A 15,065-nucleotide genomic window follows, 5' to 3' on the forward strand; every position below is an offset into this window, starting at 1 on the left:
CGAAAGAGCAGCAAGGGCTACCCCGGATGCTTCGGGATATAGCGGCGGCGGCGGCGCGCGTAACACTGTATGTCGCCAGCCAGATCGATGGTTTGACTGAAGGCAAAGGTGTTTTCCTGCATCAGACCATCAAATGTTCGGATTTCCAGATCCTTTTTGGCCTCTGAAACAAACTCTTGCCAAACAGTTCGCCGCTCAGGATGACTTTCGATTTCGCTGCGGCGACCACAGTAGAGGACACCCTTCGCGAAAACCATGCCAGTCTCCGTGCCGGGAAATTGGGCTTCAAGTTCAGCTCTCAGGGATTCGATCTGAGATCGGTGCTGCGACGCCCATCTGAGATTGGCGCGGACTTGTTCAACGGCATCTCGAAAGAAGGAGTTCATGTTGTTCTTAGTAGTGAATACACTGTGCGTCGGATCTTTGATCTCGACAAGATTGAGATAGTTCGCACCTGACACAGGAGCGAAGTAGGCGAAATCGCAGGCAAAGTCGGCGCCAACTCTCAACTTAGAGATAACCATCCTAGGGGCAATGTAATGTTCTGGGCAAATGAGCTGTACATTGCGCTCCAAGAAGGTCTGAACACGAGGCTCTCGAAGCCGTGGTTCAATCCCATCTAGCCCGCTGAGCAACTCAGTGAAAGCCTGTTTGTAAGTTTGCATGGTGGTTCCTGGGCGTCGATTCTGTTCTCGGACGGATAGAGTAGTCAGGTAAACAGACGGTTTCGCGAGCGGTCCGCCAAGGCCCTGCGCGCCAGTGTTGCAGGCTGCCCCGTCGAAAGAGATAGGCGATGATGGGAATTGGAGTATTCTTCACAGCATTCCACGACCATTTTGCGTCAAGCGGCACAACCAGCTCCACAGGATCTCAATCTGTCGGTATAGAGTCATGATTAAGAGATGTGAGTTCACACTTTGGTTATCACAATTTCAATAGCCATTACTACGAGCGACGATGATGTTTTCGACTCGGCAAACGTCAGATGGCTCTATTTTTGTCGGGACGGGTGAGGCTGCTTATACCGCTTGAGGAATTCGAACCCTGAAAGAATGAGGCTGGCGAATACCGGCCGTAAAAGGGCCTCTGGCAAAGGACCCATGTAATACGGAACGTGTCCTATCCAATCTCTGACCTGCGCCGCGTTTGTCGATAAGCCGAGCAATTCGAACGCCTCGTCATACCTGTTTTTGACCAGTCCGCTTGGAATCACGGGAGTTTCAGGCCGCGAGAGGGTAACAGCTAGGTCAACCGCAGGGGGCCATTTTGGAGGCGGCCCAGAGCTACTGTACGCGAATCTGGCAATTGCCGTGAGGTAGTCGGCGAGGTCATCACTAACGACCGCCTCGAGCCTCTCAACAAGTTTCCTAAACGCGGTCTCGGCATCAATCTCCTTGAAAAGGATCAGGGCTATCGATTCGCCAGATGATCGATACCCGGAATTGCCAACGGTGCGCATTCCGATCGAGTGGGCCTTTAGTAGATGAGCAACCAGTATCGGCCAAATTGCATCTTCGAACATGGCCACCGGGAACGAGAATAATTCGGCGAAGCGGTTCGCGAACCAGGTCGTGTCGGCGGCATAAAGTAGCTCTTCTCGTGCCGAGCCGGCGTGTCGGTCCGTGACTGTCAGGTGAATGACACTGAAGCTATCGAGCCAATCCGTAAACGCCTTGGTTTCCTCCTTGTTCGGCAGGGTCCAGACGTTTCTGTTGTCATCCCGCCGGTGTCTGCTCCCCGGAGAGAGCCATACCTTGCCCAATCGCGCAGCTCGCTCGAGAATGAGCTCCATCTGCGTTGCCGCCCCTACCCTACCTGCGGCACTCGCAGCCTTTGAGAGTGTTTTGACCGAAAGGGGTGACAGACCAGCATCGGCGGGTCGGTTCTGACGTTCATTCAACGTGGCTCGTAACCAGTTGATCGCCCAGTCCACGTGCTTGCGGATCTCGGTCTCGGCCATTTTTGAGAGGATCGGGCTCGGATCAACGATATGTTGGCGAACCTCGATGACTGGCATTGCCCCAGTTAGATTCCCGCGGGCGCAAGCAATTCCCTCTGATTGAACGCCCTGCGTGGAGATTTTCAAGGAGACAGGTGCCTGATGATCACACGCGTACTGGATCTTGCAGCAGCTTTGGGTCAGCGGACCGGTGACGATTTCGCGTGTGCGACGGGACGTGCAGAACAACGTCGTCCCATAACGCAGTGCCGCATCACGAAATTCGCGACGAGGTAGGCCGTGTTTGCCGTTCGCGCTAACGAGCGCCGCCCTTGGTCGCATCCATTGCCACACCTCGTCATAAGCCAAGTCGCTCTCGACATAGCTGTAGGAGCCGTGGTGAGGAACCTTGACGATCTCGCAGCCGAGGCCCATCGGATAGCGAGCCATGAGATAAGCGAAGTTTTCAAGATCGCCTGTCAGCAGTAAGCGCTGTGTCCTCCCGCCGGTGCGAGCCTCGACCAACAGCACGATCGAGGTGTTGTTCAGGACCGAGTTACCGAAGAATTCCGGCTCAATTCCATTGGATTGCGCTTCGCGAGCGATGTCGCCGACTGAAGCGGGCTGCTCAGAGGTGGGTAGGCTCGGTACTCTGTCCGGCGTGATTTCCGTGGTCGAGATCGCAAAGCGCAGGTCAGCGTAGGGATCCTCGTCATCGGGCTCATCCTCGGCGCTTTCCAGCAACCAACCCAGCGGCATTGGCTCCTGCAGAAACAGGTTTAAGGCGTCGTTGCCCAGAAGCAGCCGCTCGATTAGTCGCCCTGCTGGGGAGATGACCTTAAGGGACAAGTCACCATCTGGGCTAGTCCAGGTCGCACCCTCGACTGGCCACGAGACGGCGCATTCGGCGGGTAACGCCTCTTGTAGTTCGACCGCCTTATCGATACCGCTCGCCACGCGAGGCGGAAAAAGCCATGCGTGGCGCCGGAAGGCAGGGACGCAAGGCCCCCAGTAGCGTTCGATGGGCAGGGCGTCTTTCCCGCGCACATAAGCGAGGAGCCCGTCGACATGGTCAGCGTCGCAGTGGGTCAGCACAGCTAGGTCGATTGACGTCGCTTTCAATTTATCCATGGTGTCCTTCACGCGTGCGGCGCCACCGGCGGGTCCGCCGTCGATCAGGATCGTCGACGGCTTGCCTGTCTTTGGAAGCCAGTGCAGGACAAGAGCATCGCCGTGGCCAACGTTTATCAATTCGAGCTTCAGCTCTGCTTCTTTGCTTTTGGCCATGTAGTTTTTTACCCGCGCCCTTCGGTTTCCTGCCAATATGTGGCGCGGATAAGTTGCAGGCTATCAATCATTTTTCAAGGTGGACACGTAAGAAATAGCGAACAGTTTGAGATCGAATTCCAATCGGAAGTGACGACCAGGACGACATTGAGCGCCTCAATTGGTGCCCGGCTGTCAATGCAACTCACGACTAGTGAAGATGCTGCCTATATGTTTTCGATGTCTTCGATCAGCCTCGTAATCGCGCTGGAGTAAAACTGCTCGGACATATCTTCAAGAGTTTGCGCCGATTTTCGCAACTCTTTCAAACATTACGCGAGGGCGCGGCTAACCTTCCCTCTCTTTTCGACTTTAGAGAACTTTATTCGCTCAACAAGAGCCTTCGCGGCGAGAAACGTTCCTGAATGGCAAAGCCGAGCCGGTTGTGATTACGTCTCCGCAGTTCGATCTCGAGGCGATCCGCCAATGACAACGAATAGTGTCGGATCAGGCTGTCCTCGTCGACTGGTATGTCGACAAGCTTCCGTCGATCTTGATCTTTGAGAAGCTTTCGCTTTGCCATTGCCTGACTCCGTCCATCACCAATCTGCACTGAGCGTTGTCGAGTCGGGCGGAACAGAGAAATCAAAACTTGCGCATGTCGACGGTAATCCACAGAGATCGAACGCCCCAAATCCGAGCTATGGCATTGTTCATGCTTCGTTCGGCCTTAGCGTACGATTTCGGACTGCTCTTGTTCTGACCCCGATGAGAATCGGGGCTTATTGCAGCAGCGGTTTAAACCGCATTTTATCGCAGACAAGCGCTGTTTCGAAAATGTGAGCTGAAAATGATTGCCAAAGCTGAAGCGAAATCAGGGGAGCGGGAGACGATTGTTGACCTCATCGAGGCCGAGGCATATTCAGGCTAGCTCGACGCCATTTGCAGTCAACGGCCTATATGATCGGCTTTTTAAAGTAGCTGTAGCGAATTTTCTTCCCGAGCACTCTCGCCGACGGCACCGGAGTTAAACCGCAATCGGTCCTCGGCTAACTAAGCTACTTTTTGCTCGAAAATTTTGTCGCCTGCTCGTCATGGAACGCACACCTCGGCGCGTCCTCGTCGGGGCGTAATTCGTTAGGACTAGGGGAGTTTGGTAAATTTGGTACGGTAAATGGAATGAACGACGCCAGACAAAGTATAGGTGCGGCTTTCCCAAATGTCGACACCATTTACATATTTGTCAGCATCCTCGAGAACGCTGTAGACATCCTTGTGGATCATGACTGAGTAAGGATACTCTCGTATGTCTGATAGCTTAGCTGCCATGTTTGGCGGTCGACCTATCCAGATCAGATCATTACTATTGCGAATGCCGGCACGGACAGCTCTGCTAGTGCCGTGGTCTACTCCGATACCGCATTTCAACTTTATATTATTGTCAGAAATGGATTTGAATTTCTTGGTAGCCTTCGGGGCAAGAATGTTCTCCACAGTATAGAAAATCTCACGTGCGCATTTCGTTGCGTTCCGGCGCGGGGTGTCTCCCACAAACACGCCCATTACTCGATCCCCATCAAAGCTGCGGATTTCGCCCTTGTATGCCCTAATCAAGCGAGATGATACGTCTAGGAACGCTCGTATTATTTTTGCCGTGGTATCCCATGGGCAGTGACGTGCTAAGTCGGAGGATCCCGCTAGATCGGCATACAAAAATGCGGCATCGAGCTTGACAGCCTGCTTGTTAGTCACGCTGTCCGTTGATGGAACTACTGTACCGTCTCGGACCTCGAACGCGGTGTCCAGATGACCGTCAACCCAGGTTTCTAGATCTTCTTTCCAGCTCATTTCAACTCCAAAGGGGCAGCACGCCCGCTGCCATCTGGTAGGTGACCCATATCGTCGGGGCGATGATTCCGCTTAAAGTCATCCATGCAGCAAGACGAAACCTACGGAATTTCCTCTCTGCGATACGTGCATTAACGTATGTCTGATCGGCCAGATCCGAACAATAATGCGTTGGCTCCTCCGATACACCCATCTTTAATGCTAAGGTCCTCAACAAGGATTCCGAGCCCATCAACGCAATGTCTCCAGTAAAAGCCACGTTACCTAGGGCCTTGCGCCTCTCGTCTTTTATTGAAGTCATGCGAGGCAAGAAGGATGTCATCGCTACTAAGCCACTTAAGCCCAAGGCAGATCCAACGCTCAACATGTACAAGCGCCATTGCCAAGCCAATTCTTCGCCAGAAATCGCAACCATACCCATCACAAGCGCAAAGTTTAGAGTGAGCAAAGCGCCGTTCTTTGCCTCCGCAAAATGCACTTGGTGATGCGCAAGGTCTAGCAAGCGGTTAAGTTGATCCTGTAGATCAGATATCTGTCCCATTTAGCCCCCCGCCTGAATAAGAGCATCCGACGCCTAGTAGAAACAAGAGCCGTGCGGCGTTAACCACAGAATTTACTGCCCGGAATTCCGTCCTTCCATCCAATTTCAGCCAGATCCTTGCTGCACTGGATTTTACCACTTTGTCCGAAGCCATGCTTTAGTAAGACGGTACGATAATCGCTTGGTTCTTCGCCCGCGGTCCGCCTTCGGGAAGCCCGGCTTATCACGAGTGATTACGGGGAAAATTCAGGATTCTCGTGCCTATCCGCAATGTCATAGTCCAGGCGAAACCAATGCTCACCTGCGCCTAAACTTTCCATTTGTCTTGCCATGTGTCGACAAGCATGGGCATCGATATTGCCTCGTCGCTTCCATCCTTCTTGAGGCTCTCTTCTCGATGGACGGCCAGGCACAGGTAGATTGTCGCGGCTCGTGCGAGTCCCATTAGCCTCAGCGCCTTTGCCTCGAAATCATGCCTCCCAATATGGAGTCCGATCCGTGCGGTTTCTGTATCGTCTAAATTATCAAAGGTTCCGGCCCATTGTTCATGAATTTGACAGTATTTGTGTTCCAGATGATGGCGCAGATCGGCCAAGGCTTCCGCATCCGGTTCCGTGGTTGCCCGAAACTCTGGATCATGAAGGTCTTTCGATAGCCAGAACAAGCCCCGGAGCGGCCAATTCTCCCGATCCGAAAAGGACGATCGGAGCGACTTTGGAGTTCCTTTCGTCTCATACCAGATCGAGCGGAAGAAGACCTTGTTCTCGGGGATACCGAGTTCGAAGTATTGGTTTAGGAAGAAAGCAATCTTGTCAAACACGGCATACGTCATTCGATAGGCCTGTCGCGCCTTCTCGACGTTCACCCCATAACTCGGATAGTCGAGCGTATTCGCGAGCTTCACGCCTTTGTCCGCGAAGTGCGCCGTATCAGCCGTCATTCCCTCAAAAAGGAATAATCTGGCCGTAGTAAATTCCTGTTTGAGCTGATTGAAAAGTCCAAAGACGGCTGGCGGCATAGCTCCTGTTTTGTCGAGGGGAAGGGCAATTGACGGCAGGACCAAGCTGTCTGTTGCGGCAATCGAATATGTGCCGAGGTCATTCATGGGATTGAGAAAGAGCCGCTTCTCAAGGCACCAACGACGGTATGCCTTCTCTGCGTTTGTACGGCCTAGACTGTGTTTCTCTGCCAAATTTTCATTGGCAGATGCGACATTAAGCCGATCCGAGATGTGTTTGGCTCTTTCGGTAAAATGAGGAACAAGCGCTGCGTTCTGTGCGCTTTCGTGTACAGCATCAGTAGCTGTTCCTGCCACGAAGTTATTGTGAGCTTGCGCTGCAATGAGTTGGGAATGTCCGAGATCACTGACTGAATCGGCATAGCTGAGTAGTCCCAACCCTTTATTGAAGAGCGCCATGGCAAAGCGTCTGTCAATCGCGAGCGCTTTGTCCCAATAATACAAGGCTTCAACTGGACGACCGACCAGATTAAGCTTGCTGCCAAGATTGGTCATAATCTGACAGCAGCGGATCGGATCAAGTTTTTCGAAACCCTTATGCCTGACAGCCTTCCGCAGTTCGAGCAACTCGCTTTGGAGATGCTCTATTTCCCATTGCCAGGAACGCGCCTGTCCGGCCTCGTGTTGCCGGTTGTTGAATGCATTGGCTCGAAAGTAATGTAGAAGAACTGCGTCTTCATCACGGATGGTCTCGCGTGCGGCGAGCTTGTCGAGAGCCGCGAACGCCCGGTCAGTGAGTTGCGGATCACTCCGGTCGAAACCTTTGTCGATGTACTTACCCGCTTTGTCGAGTGAACTCAGAAAACTAGATTTGGCCAATAGGTCTCGCACATCTTTGTTGGAATTTCGTGGAACTATTGTAGTTTTAAGGACAACGCGTTGCGGGTCACATTTTAAGCAGGTTACGAACTTGAATTGCTCTTGGGGAACCCTTTAAGGCGAGCCCAATAGTCAGCAGATTCAACAGCTTTCAAGTTCCCATGGTCAATAAAACTGCTGGCAATGTTGCGATACGACACCTTGGAGTTGACAAGCAACTGCATAACGTCGGGACGCTCCATGTGGAGCTCTTCTACGACATCGTAAAGTTCATCAAACTCATCGATAGTGGTAGACAGCTCGCAAACAAAGGTAAGAACTGACAAATAGCCAACATCTTGTAATGCCTCTCCGGCAGTAAAATCGGAGAAAATGACATTCAGCCATACGGCGGATATGTCCCGCAGTTCTTTGCTAAATGGGAGCAACGAACGCGCGTACAGCCAGACTTTCGTCCACAGTACGCTTCGGAAATTTCTCTCAATGCGCAGCCACCTGAGAGCATCGCGCGTGTCGTGAACGTCAATAGCATCTAATTCAGCCTGAAATTCCAAAGCTGGTGTATGGTCTAGGCTTGTCCAGTATATCTCACTGGCTGGTCGCGACTCCATTTCTATTTGAAGCCACAGTTCTTGTGCAGCCCGATCTGTAAATGAAGTTGTTGAAGCCGATTTGAGGATAGGAATAACATCCTCAAAATTAAGACCAACCACCGCCGCGAGCGAAAGCTTAAAAATTGGGTCAACTTCTAATAAGAGCTCGTCTACGCGCTCGATGTAAAAGTTTGCCTCTTCGGTTCGAAAGCCGAAAGCGGCAGTCCTTGAGGGGATCGGAACCGGTTGCCCTATGATATAAAGCTCCCCGTTTTCAATCGGGTAAAAAGCAAAACCGTCTGTATCGATAAAAGGCACAAACCGTAGTATCTTAAAATAATTGTCCGTCTCTGCAATAAATTGCATATTCGCGCCTTGTTTAGAAAACAGCGCGAAACCAATCTCAGACTCTTTATTGTTATAAAGAAATGATGCGCCGACTAATCTATACATCGAAATAGCCATTCTGTTCGTAGTATGATAGGCATCTCTCATAGATTGCGTAGTAGAAGTGGTCAGTATTTAAAGGTATCATGGGATAGGTAATAACCTGCGCTCCCAACAGCTCGATCCCTTTTACGAAATTTTTATCCTGCAGGTAAATCTCCGGTAGAATGACGGCCCTTATTGCTCCTGCATCAAGGTGGATGGCTTTGTCGAACTGTATCTCGATTGACGATCGACGTTCATCAAGTGCCTTCCCGATACGTTCCCCGTTTAGTAGTGAAATGAGGGCGTGGAGCGATGCTTCGGTAGGCAAAATTCCGTGATTTTTCAAAAATTCTTTTCGATCGATAGCCTCTCCCATGAAATAGGCGCGGCTGCTTCCGAAGAATGTACCGATGTATCGTTCGACCACATCGGCGTCTGGCGCGAGCGCATAGTCGTCACGGTCAATCATTGTCGCGTATTTGGGTACCAGTCCCCGAGCAAACGCTCCGCTATCAAAGGGGAACATCCGCCTTGATGCGTTCGTTTGAAAATCAACAATTACGCAGGAAGGCATTTCCCAATGTGAAACATCGTGTCCCACGGATTTGTACGCCGGGCGCCCGACGAAGAAATAGGCCAACTTTTCTTTGAGAAATACGTCGCACTCCCTCGGCTTTATTTCTTTAGATTCCAACATCTTTTGGACGAAATATGCGGGCGCTGTGTGTACAAGCGGGAGTGTTCCGGCCCTGCTGGATCGATTACCGAACAGGATATCTCGAATTTTTCGCTCCAATACTCGGCCCCTTTAGAGTTACAGGAATATAATTGAGTTCTACGGGCCTCTATCCTTGAGGCCCTCGTTATCCAATACGCCAAAGAGTCGCAAAGCAAGAATTTATATAGCTTTCGCTCAACGTTAAGGCCGCTTATTGAAGATTTGCTCTGCAGCGTTGAGCCACTCTGTAGGATTAACGTCCACAGTATTTCCCCCTGAAATCACTTAGCGTTTTGAAATATTTTGATCCTCTCATCAGCATGCTGTGTCAGGCTGCAAATGGGAAGTTGTGACTTTCCCTGGAGATCCTGCGATTTATTGGTCTGCCCAGATGCCATTCGGGGATAAAACGGTGTCGGCCATTTGTATGTGTCTGCCGCAGATGGGATTGGTGTCTGCAGGCGTGACAGCCGCGAAAGCAATTACATTGTTCAAGCCTAAGCTAGTGGTCATGACTGGCGTCTGCGCTGGTCGTCGGGGTGATTGCAAACTAGGCGACGCGATTGGTGCGAACCTGAGCTGGGATTACGGCAGCGGGAAGTTTACCGAGGTCGAGGGTGAAGTCGTTTTCGAGCCGGCGCCATTTCACGCTGCTGCATCAGCTCGGGTCGTCGGCGTTTTGACAGAACTTTCAAACGACAAAGCTTTGTTAGATGAACTCTATAGAAAGAGCCCCGGCTATCGGCCGGAGGCAGTTCCGACGTTTCATGTAGCACCGCTTGCTTCAGGTGCCGCAGTTCAAAATCATAAAGAATTTTTCTCTGGAGTTGTTACGCAACAAAGAAAAATGCTCGGCGTAGACATGGAGGCGTTTGCGGTCGCTTGGGCGTGTCATGAAGCATTGGAGCCCCAACCACACTGGCTAGTAATTAAATCCGTGGTGGACTTCGCCGATGGAACAAAGGACAGCAAAATCCAAGCGTTCGGCTCATATATCAGCGGAGCATTAGCGGTCGCCGCTATCGAAAGACTCTTGAGCCGATAAGTCGTTGTTAAGGCATAAAACTACGGCAGCGCTTGCACCGCAATGAAAGAGGCTAAGCACCAACGACAGCTCGACGAGCAGATGGAACAGTCAGTGCATCGGATACGCGGTCAGGGTTAAACCATCACCTTGTTCCAGTCGATCGAATGACCCGCAGCATTGAGTTCCCGGGCCAATTTGGTTTTCCAACCGCCGTTATCGTCCATCGGCTCCCATAGGATGCCTGCGAAGTCACTCGGAATTTCAACTGTTCCTCGTTTAAGCGCACACACGTTGGCACGACCAAGAAGCGCGATGAAATATCCAAGCTCCAGCATTACGTTCTGTCGTACCCGTGGCTCCGGTACGCCGCCTTTTGCGCAGCCTTCGTCATCCGGCGTCAAAAGCACGATAGCGAAACTTACGTCGCTATTGGCTTCCACCTTCTCGATAACGGTTTTCCCGCGATTGGCCTGCTCGTGCAGGATGATCGGGTCGAAACCAATCTTCGTAAGGAATCTGGCTACGGTTTCACGGGCTTCGCCGTCATGCCCGTGCACGATAAAAATTTTGTTCGTCAAAGGTCGCACCAGCTTTGCTTCGGTCTTACCATGGCTAAGCACATAGGTTTTGTAATCCCGCACGAAGGGGATGATCATGTGGCGTGTGATGTTGTGAACCGTTGAAATGATTTTACTGCTTGTCGAGTAAAATTCATGTCCGAAATCAGTCATCCAGTCCGGCTTTTCTGCGAACCTGCGAATTAGCAATAACGTAAAGCCCATCGTCTTTTCAGGATCGTCAGGCCACCTGAGGGTCTCCGCACCCATCCCGCCGTGTTTGTCTTGGGAATCAAGAAATGCGTCCAAGTCCAAGCCGCTAGTGAGCTCGGCGTTGCTCGCTTCCAAATCCGGGTTTAATAGGAGGCGAGCGAGGGTCTTGAGCGGCCGTTCATATGTTTGCAGCTGCGATCCTTGAAGATCAAGCACGGCATTGTCGATCTGCTTGAAAAGATCAGGCGCAGTTGGAGTCATTCGGTTTTTCCTTCAGTGTCATCACCGCTGTTAAGGCGAGCCTTAGCAGCTCGCCTAATAATTGCCTCGCGAGCGTGTTCTTTCATTTGCTCTATCACCGAGGCCACGAGAGAATTGGAAGAATGTGTCTCCAATCGCTCATCGATCATCTGCTCGGCTTGCGCGATAGCGGTCTCGATACTGCCGGGATCTTCCGGATCAAATTTCACGCTTCCAAGCTCACCGTCCATCTCCGAAAAAACCTTCTGGAGGCGGTTTAGGTCTTTGGTGAGCTTATCCAAGCCCTTAATCTTCAACATATTCACCCTCCTTGCCTGCTTGGCAGTATGGCAGGGTGGCCCGAGAAGTTAGAAGTGCCAGGGACGGGTATCCACAGGTTAAACAAAACCTTAAATTGAGGTGCGCATGGAGTCGTAGTAATTTCGGGCTCTTGCTGTCCTTTCTCGTGACGCAACACATTTTGGTAATGCATCTTGAAGTTATTTTCAGCACTCAGCCCGTGGATTGAGCGAAAAGCTCCGAAACCGCCGTTTCGCAACATTTCTAGTATTGATCTCGATAGTGATGTCGGTTGCGGCGCCATTCTTGATGATTGGGTTCCATTACATGTCGCGCATACGGTAAAGGCACAAAGCCTTCAAAGCAGCTGGCGCGAGGTGAGGGAATATGTGACCAAAGCATGCGAGGTCATAGGGGCTGATAAGCCGCTTCCCATAGACCGGGAAGAGCAAGAAATGATTCTCGGTCGGTGCGGCCCCCTGCCTTTGCAATCCTATCCGCTCTATTTTATAACCACCAAAACTGACGAAGGTCCGGAGACCATAGTCTACATTGGAAAGACTTCATCGAGGTCCAAGCGGTTTTCCGGTGGACATACCGCAATATCGAAATTGCATCATCCCAAATTCAGCTCCGCCGAAAAACGTCTCTATCTGGGGTGCGTGACCTTCATGGACAAAGCGACTGAATACGTACCGCTTGAAATGATCCAGCCGCTCGCCGCGGTCGAAAACCTGCTTGCCAACCTGGAGATGCAGTTGATCTATCACTTTCAGCCGGAGCTGAACACAAGCGGCAAGAGAAGACGCCTATCGAAAGTCGAACAGCTTATTCACTTACAAGGGCTCGACTCTTGCAACAAGGATCATTTCCTCTACCCTGGAGAAACCTACCCTTTCGATACCACCTAGCCCAAACCATGTCCGATTACTTTGTATGGAATATGCATTAAGCCAACTAGACAGCAGTGTCCGGCGTTATATATTCCGATAGATTGATCTTGAACCGTTCCGAGCTGATGCAGCCAACAAGACCGCAAATTGACCGGATGCGGCAGGTCTCGTCTTTTAGATTTTGGTTTACGATGTATGTAACAAAGCCATCATAAGCGGTCTCGTCGAATACCTACCTAGCGCTAGGTAAGCTTGCGTTTGATCCGCACCGCGTTCTCGCCGGCGATCAGATCAAAACCACGGGTTTGAGAAATTAATGCAATCTGTTTGGGTGTTTTGATCTCCGCCTCCTGCTTCTTGATGACATTAGCCCTTTGCGCAGGCGTCAACTCATCTGAAATATGACCCACGAGTTCGACGAGTGCTTGCACCTCGGCTTTCAGCGTATTGAAGCCATTTTCGTTGAACTGCAGTGTAGTGATGTCGTTTGCCATTGCGATGTTCCTTGTGGCTGTCTCGTGCGACACAAGTAGCGCTAAAACGGCATTAGATTGATAAACCAAAAGGTCAAAATTTACCTACCTGGGGCCCGTCCAGCTGCAAAGACCGCATCGACGTACTGGCAGGCGAGCTGGGGATGCTCTGGCTGTGGCGTGCGATGTCCCCCGGTCCGAGCAGGTGGTGAGCCGGAAAACTCTAGTTCCCGGCGGTCCAAGGTTTGGTCCCAGAGCATGGGCGTTCAGGCTGCTCTCTAAGGCTGGAGGGAGATTGGGGCTCAGGTCACGCGCGGAACACTGAGTGGGCGTGCATATCGCCCCCTGTCGCCAGTTCTACCAGTTGGCCGCGCCTAAAGCTTGATGTCCGGTCTGAACACGATGCCGATCGGGATGCCGGACACCCCGCTGTTCATCATCAAAACTGCTGCTGGTGGGCGCGGCGCGGTGCCGCTCTTCTTTTGAACCTTGGTTACAATCGGGTAAAACAGAGACTTCAGATCTCCGGTTGTCAGTCCGATTTCAATAGATGATAGCGTGACCTTCTCTCCCGAATCGAGGACTTCCCGAACAGTGTGAGCGTTCAGATCGATCATGTCGCCTGACTCGGGTTTTGTCGCTTCCTGCATGATGAACGCTGATATAATTGAGGGTGTGAGCACTTCATAAGGCGGTGTCAGGCCCGGATTGGAAACCAAAGCCGCACGTGGTCGGCCGGCATCTACTGCCACCATTGCTTTTGCAAGTGTATCGGTCTCCAGGATCTGTTGCGGTGCTCTGTATTTGGCGAGCGTTAGAGGTGTCCCGGCAAATTCAGATGCCTGCACTGGTGGGGTATGCCAGGCGCGCATCACCGTGCTGTTGGTATCGACCCAAGCTGCAGTGGTCAGGCAGAGGTAGGAAAGGAGTTCCTGTATATCCTTGAGATATTCAGGAAGGTTCATCGAATGGATGGGCTCGTGATGCGCGATCCTGTTGCGCAGTCTGTTTATCTTGGCGACGAGGTACTTGATACGCGGTCGATCGATATGGTCAGGCAAAAGCGGGAAAGCGGCTTTCAGTAGACCGGGCGTGAGCCAAAGTTGTTCATAGTCGTCGCGAAAAAGATTGGACCAGAAATCGAACGACAATGACGCAACTAGGTCGTCCGCGCTGGGGTGGGGCTTGCGTCTCACCAGGCGGCCATGTGCCGCTTTGCGGGAAGCTTCGCTCTCCGTCGTCATCTGAAAAGTTGGAGAGAAAATCCACGACGCAGTTCGATATTGCTGCCGAAATGCACCGTGCATCGAGTTCCGAATTGTGATTTCCGTCATCTGCAACGGATATAGGAACGACTTCGCTAGCCGAGCATTCCAAAGATATCTTTTCATAGCCATGACACGGTCGTTTCCGGCATGAACTAGGTAGGGAGCAAGTCTGGCTGCGGAGATGTTCCGCTCAAGGTTCGCGAGCGCCTCCGTCGAGTACGAGAAGATTTCTTGACTTTCCGCCATAGGTCACATATTTCTTTCATCAGAGCAGCGAGGCGAGCGCCTTGCGACCCAGCCCTGAGACAGGTCCGCCGGTCTTGGGGCTTTATTTTTTGTGATCTCGTTCCACCCTGCATGCCTAGGTGCTCCACCCGAGATACCGCAGGCTCGCTCAACGACGATGGTGTTGCGACACAGCCCCCGGTGAAATTCCGAGAAGTCTTGCTACAAGTATCTGCCTCACGTCGTTCTCATGCGCAAAATCCAAAAATGCCCGTCCAAAATCGGTCAAGCGTCCGCCAGGAGTTTTGGCCAATCCCCTGAATTCTTCAATCGCTAGGAATTCAAGCTCGAGGGCGTCGAGCTCTTGTCGTACCCGGTCTCCAACAGCCATCTTCCACACTCGCTCGGTACTAAATAACTAACTATTACTACATTCGAAAAAGCTAGTCAACGCAGAGGTTATGCAAAAATAAACAATTTAGAAAATGCCTATTATGCTGATAAACATATTCCTTTTAGCGTTAGCGCCATTTATTAATGTTGGCGGCCAGTAATTTTCTTTCCATACAGCGGTGGAGAGCGCTTCCGAAACAATCTGAGGGCTGTCTTCGAAACTCGGCAACGAAACGTTGCTGAGCTTCGAAGGCCGATGAAAATTGATAGGAGCGTCGTCGTGATGAAGTCGACGAACATTG

Annotated in this window: 13 protein-coding genes and 1 pseudogene; 2 read left to right on the plus strand and 12 right to left on the minus strand. The window is 51.6% G+C overall.

Translation table 11 applies throughout. The features are described from left to right. Positions 1-17 precede the first annotated feature (17 nt). From RMR16_RS23375 to RMR16_RS23410, 8 genes and pseudogenes are all read right to left on the minus strand, one after another. Positions 18-665: a Shedu anti-phage system protein SduA domain-containing protein gene (locus RMR16_RS23375; RefSeq protein ID WP_113221666.1), complete on the minus strand. Its 648-nt coding sequence runs from the start codon at positions 663-665 to the stop codon at positions 18-20. 326 nt (positions 666-991) lie between these two features. Then, the gene (locus tag RMR16_RS23380; RefSeq protein WP_320200767.1) at positions 992-3,226 is read right to left on the minus strand and encodes a ComEC/Rec2 family competence protein; all 2,235 of its coding nucleotides are present in this window, start codon (positions 3,224-3,226) and stop codon (positions 992-994) included. A 400-nt stretch (positions 3,227-3,626) separates the two neighbouring features. Then, positions 3,627-3,788: pseudogene (locus tag RMR16_RS23385) on the minus strand (DUF4158 domain-containing protein); the annotation flags it as partial. Between the two features lie 560 nt (positions 3,789-4,348). After that, positions 4,349-5,053, minus strand: a complete 705-nt coding sequence (locus RMR16_RS23390) for an adenylate/guanylate cyclase domain-containing protein (RefSeq protein ID WP_113221669.1) — start codon at positions 5,051-5,053, stop codon at positions 4,349-4,351. 1 nt (position 5,054) lies between these two features. Next, entirely contained in the window at positions 5,055-5,594 is a 540-nt protein-coding gene (locus RMR16_RS23395; protein ID WP_113221670.1) for a Pycsar system effector family protein, read from the minus strand. Positions 5,595-5,901: 307 nt separating this feature from the next. Continuing rightward, on the minus strand, positions 5,902-7,431 hold the full coding sequence (locus tag RMR16_RS23400; RefSeq protein ID WP_113221671.1) for an LA2681 family HEPN domain-containing protein: 1,530 nt from the start codon (positions 7,429-7,431) through the stop codon (positions 5,902-5,904). Positions 7,432-7,514: 83 nt separating this feature from the next. After that, positions 7,515-8,477, minus strand: coding sequence for a hypothetical protein (locus RMR16_RS23405; protein WP_162739377.1), 963 nt, complete (start codon positions 8,475-8,477; stop codon positions 7,515-7,517). Beyond that, positions 8,470-9,252: a hypothetical protein gene (locus tag RMR16_RS23410; RefSeq protein ID WP_320200768.1), complete on the minus strand. Its 783-nt coding sequence runs from the start codon at positions 9,250-9,252 to the stop codon at positions 8,470-8,472. Before RMR16_RS23410 ends, RMR16_RS23405 begins: the two co-directional genes overlap by 8 nt. A 313-nt stretch (positions 9,253-9,565) precedes the next feature. On the opposite strand from RMR16_RS23410, the gene RMR16_RS23415 reads away from it, so the two are divergent. Then, positions 9,566-10,219 carry a hypothetical protein gene (locus RMR16_RS23415; protein WP_320200769.1) on the plus strand — a complete coding sequence of 218 codons (654 nt, stop codon included), beginning with the start codon at positions 9,566-9,568 and terminating at the stop codon, positions 10,217-10,219. Positions 10,220-10,335: 116 nt separating this feature from the next. Here the strand turns inward: RMR16_RS23415 and RMR16_RS23420 are convergent, their stop codons facing one another. Next, positions 10,336-11,232, minus strand: coding sequence for a TIR domain-containing protein (locus tag RMR16_RS23420; protein ID WP_113221674.1), 897 nt, complete (start codon positions 11,230-11,232; stop codon positions 10,336-10,338). Then, on the minus strand, positions 11,229-11,531 hold the full coding sequence (locus RMR16_RS23425) for a hypothetical protein (RefSeq protein ID WP_113221675.1): 303 nt from the start codon (positions 11,529-11,531) through the stop codon (positions 11,229-11,231). Before RMR16_RS23425 ends, RMR16_RS23420 begins: the two co-directional genes overlap by 4 nt. A gap of 174 nt (positions 11,532-11,705) precedes the next feature. Between RMR16_RS23425 and RMR16_RS23430 the strand changes: the two genes are divergently transcribed. Next, complete coding sequence (locus RMR16_RS23430; RefSeq protein WP_320200770.1) at positions 11,706-12,422, plus strand: hypothetical protein; 717 nt, start codon at positions 11,706-11,708, stop codon at positions 12,420-12,422. A 224-nt stretch (positions 12,423-12,646) separates the two neighbouring features. Here the strand turns inward: RMR16_RS23430 and RMR16_RS23435 are convergent, their stop codons facing one another. Next, positions 12,647-12,898 (minus strand): hypothetical protein, encoded by a 252-nt coding sequence (locus RMR16_RS23435; protein WP_113221677.1) that lies wholly within the window; start codon positions 12,896-12,898, stop codon positions 12,647-12,649. Positions 12,899-13,251: 353 nt separating this feature from the next. Then, positions 13,252-14,391 carry a hypothetical protein gene (locus tag RMR16_RS23440; RefSeq protein WP_320200771.1) on the minus strand — a complete coding sequence of 380 codons (1,140 nt, stop codon included), beginning with the start codon at positions 14,389-14,391 and terminating at the stop codon, positions 13,252-13,254. Between the last annotated feature and the right edge of the window lie 674 nt (positions 14,392-15,065).

The sequence above is a fragment of the Agrobacterium sp. rho-13.3 genome (genome assembly GCF_033957765.2).
Classification (GTDB): domain Bacteria; phylum Pseudomonadota; class Alphaproteobacteria; order Rhizobiales; family Rhizobiaceae; genus Agrobacterium.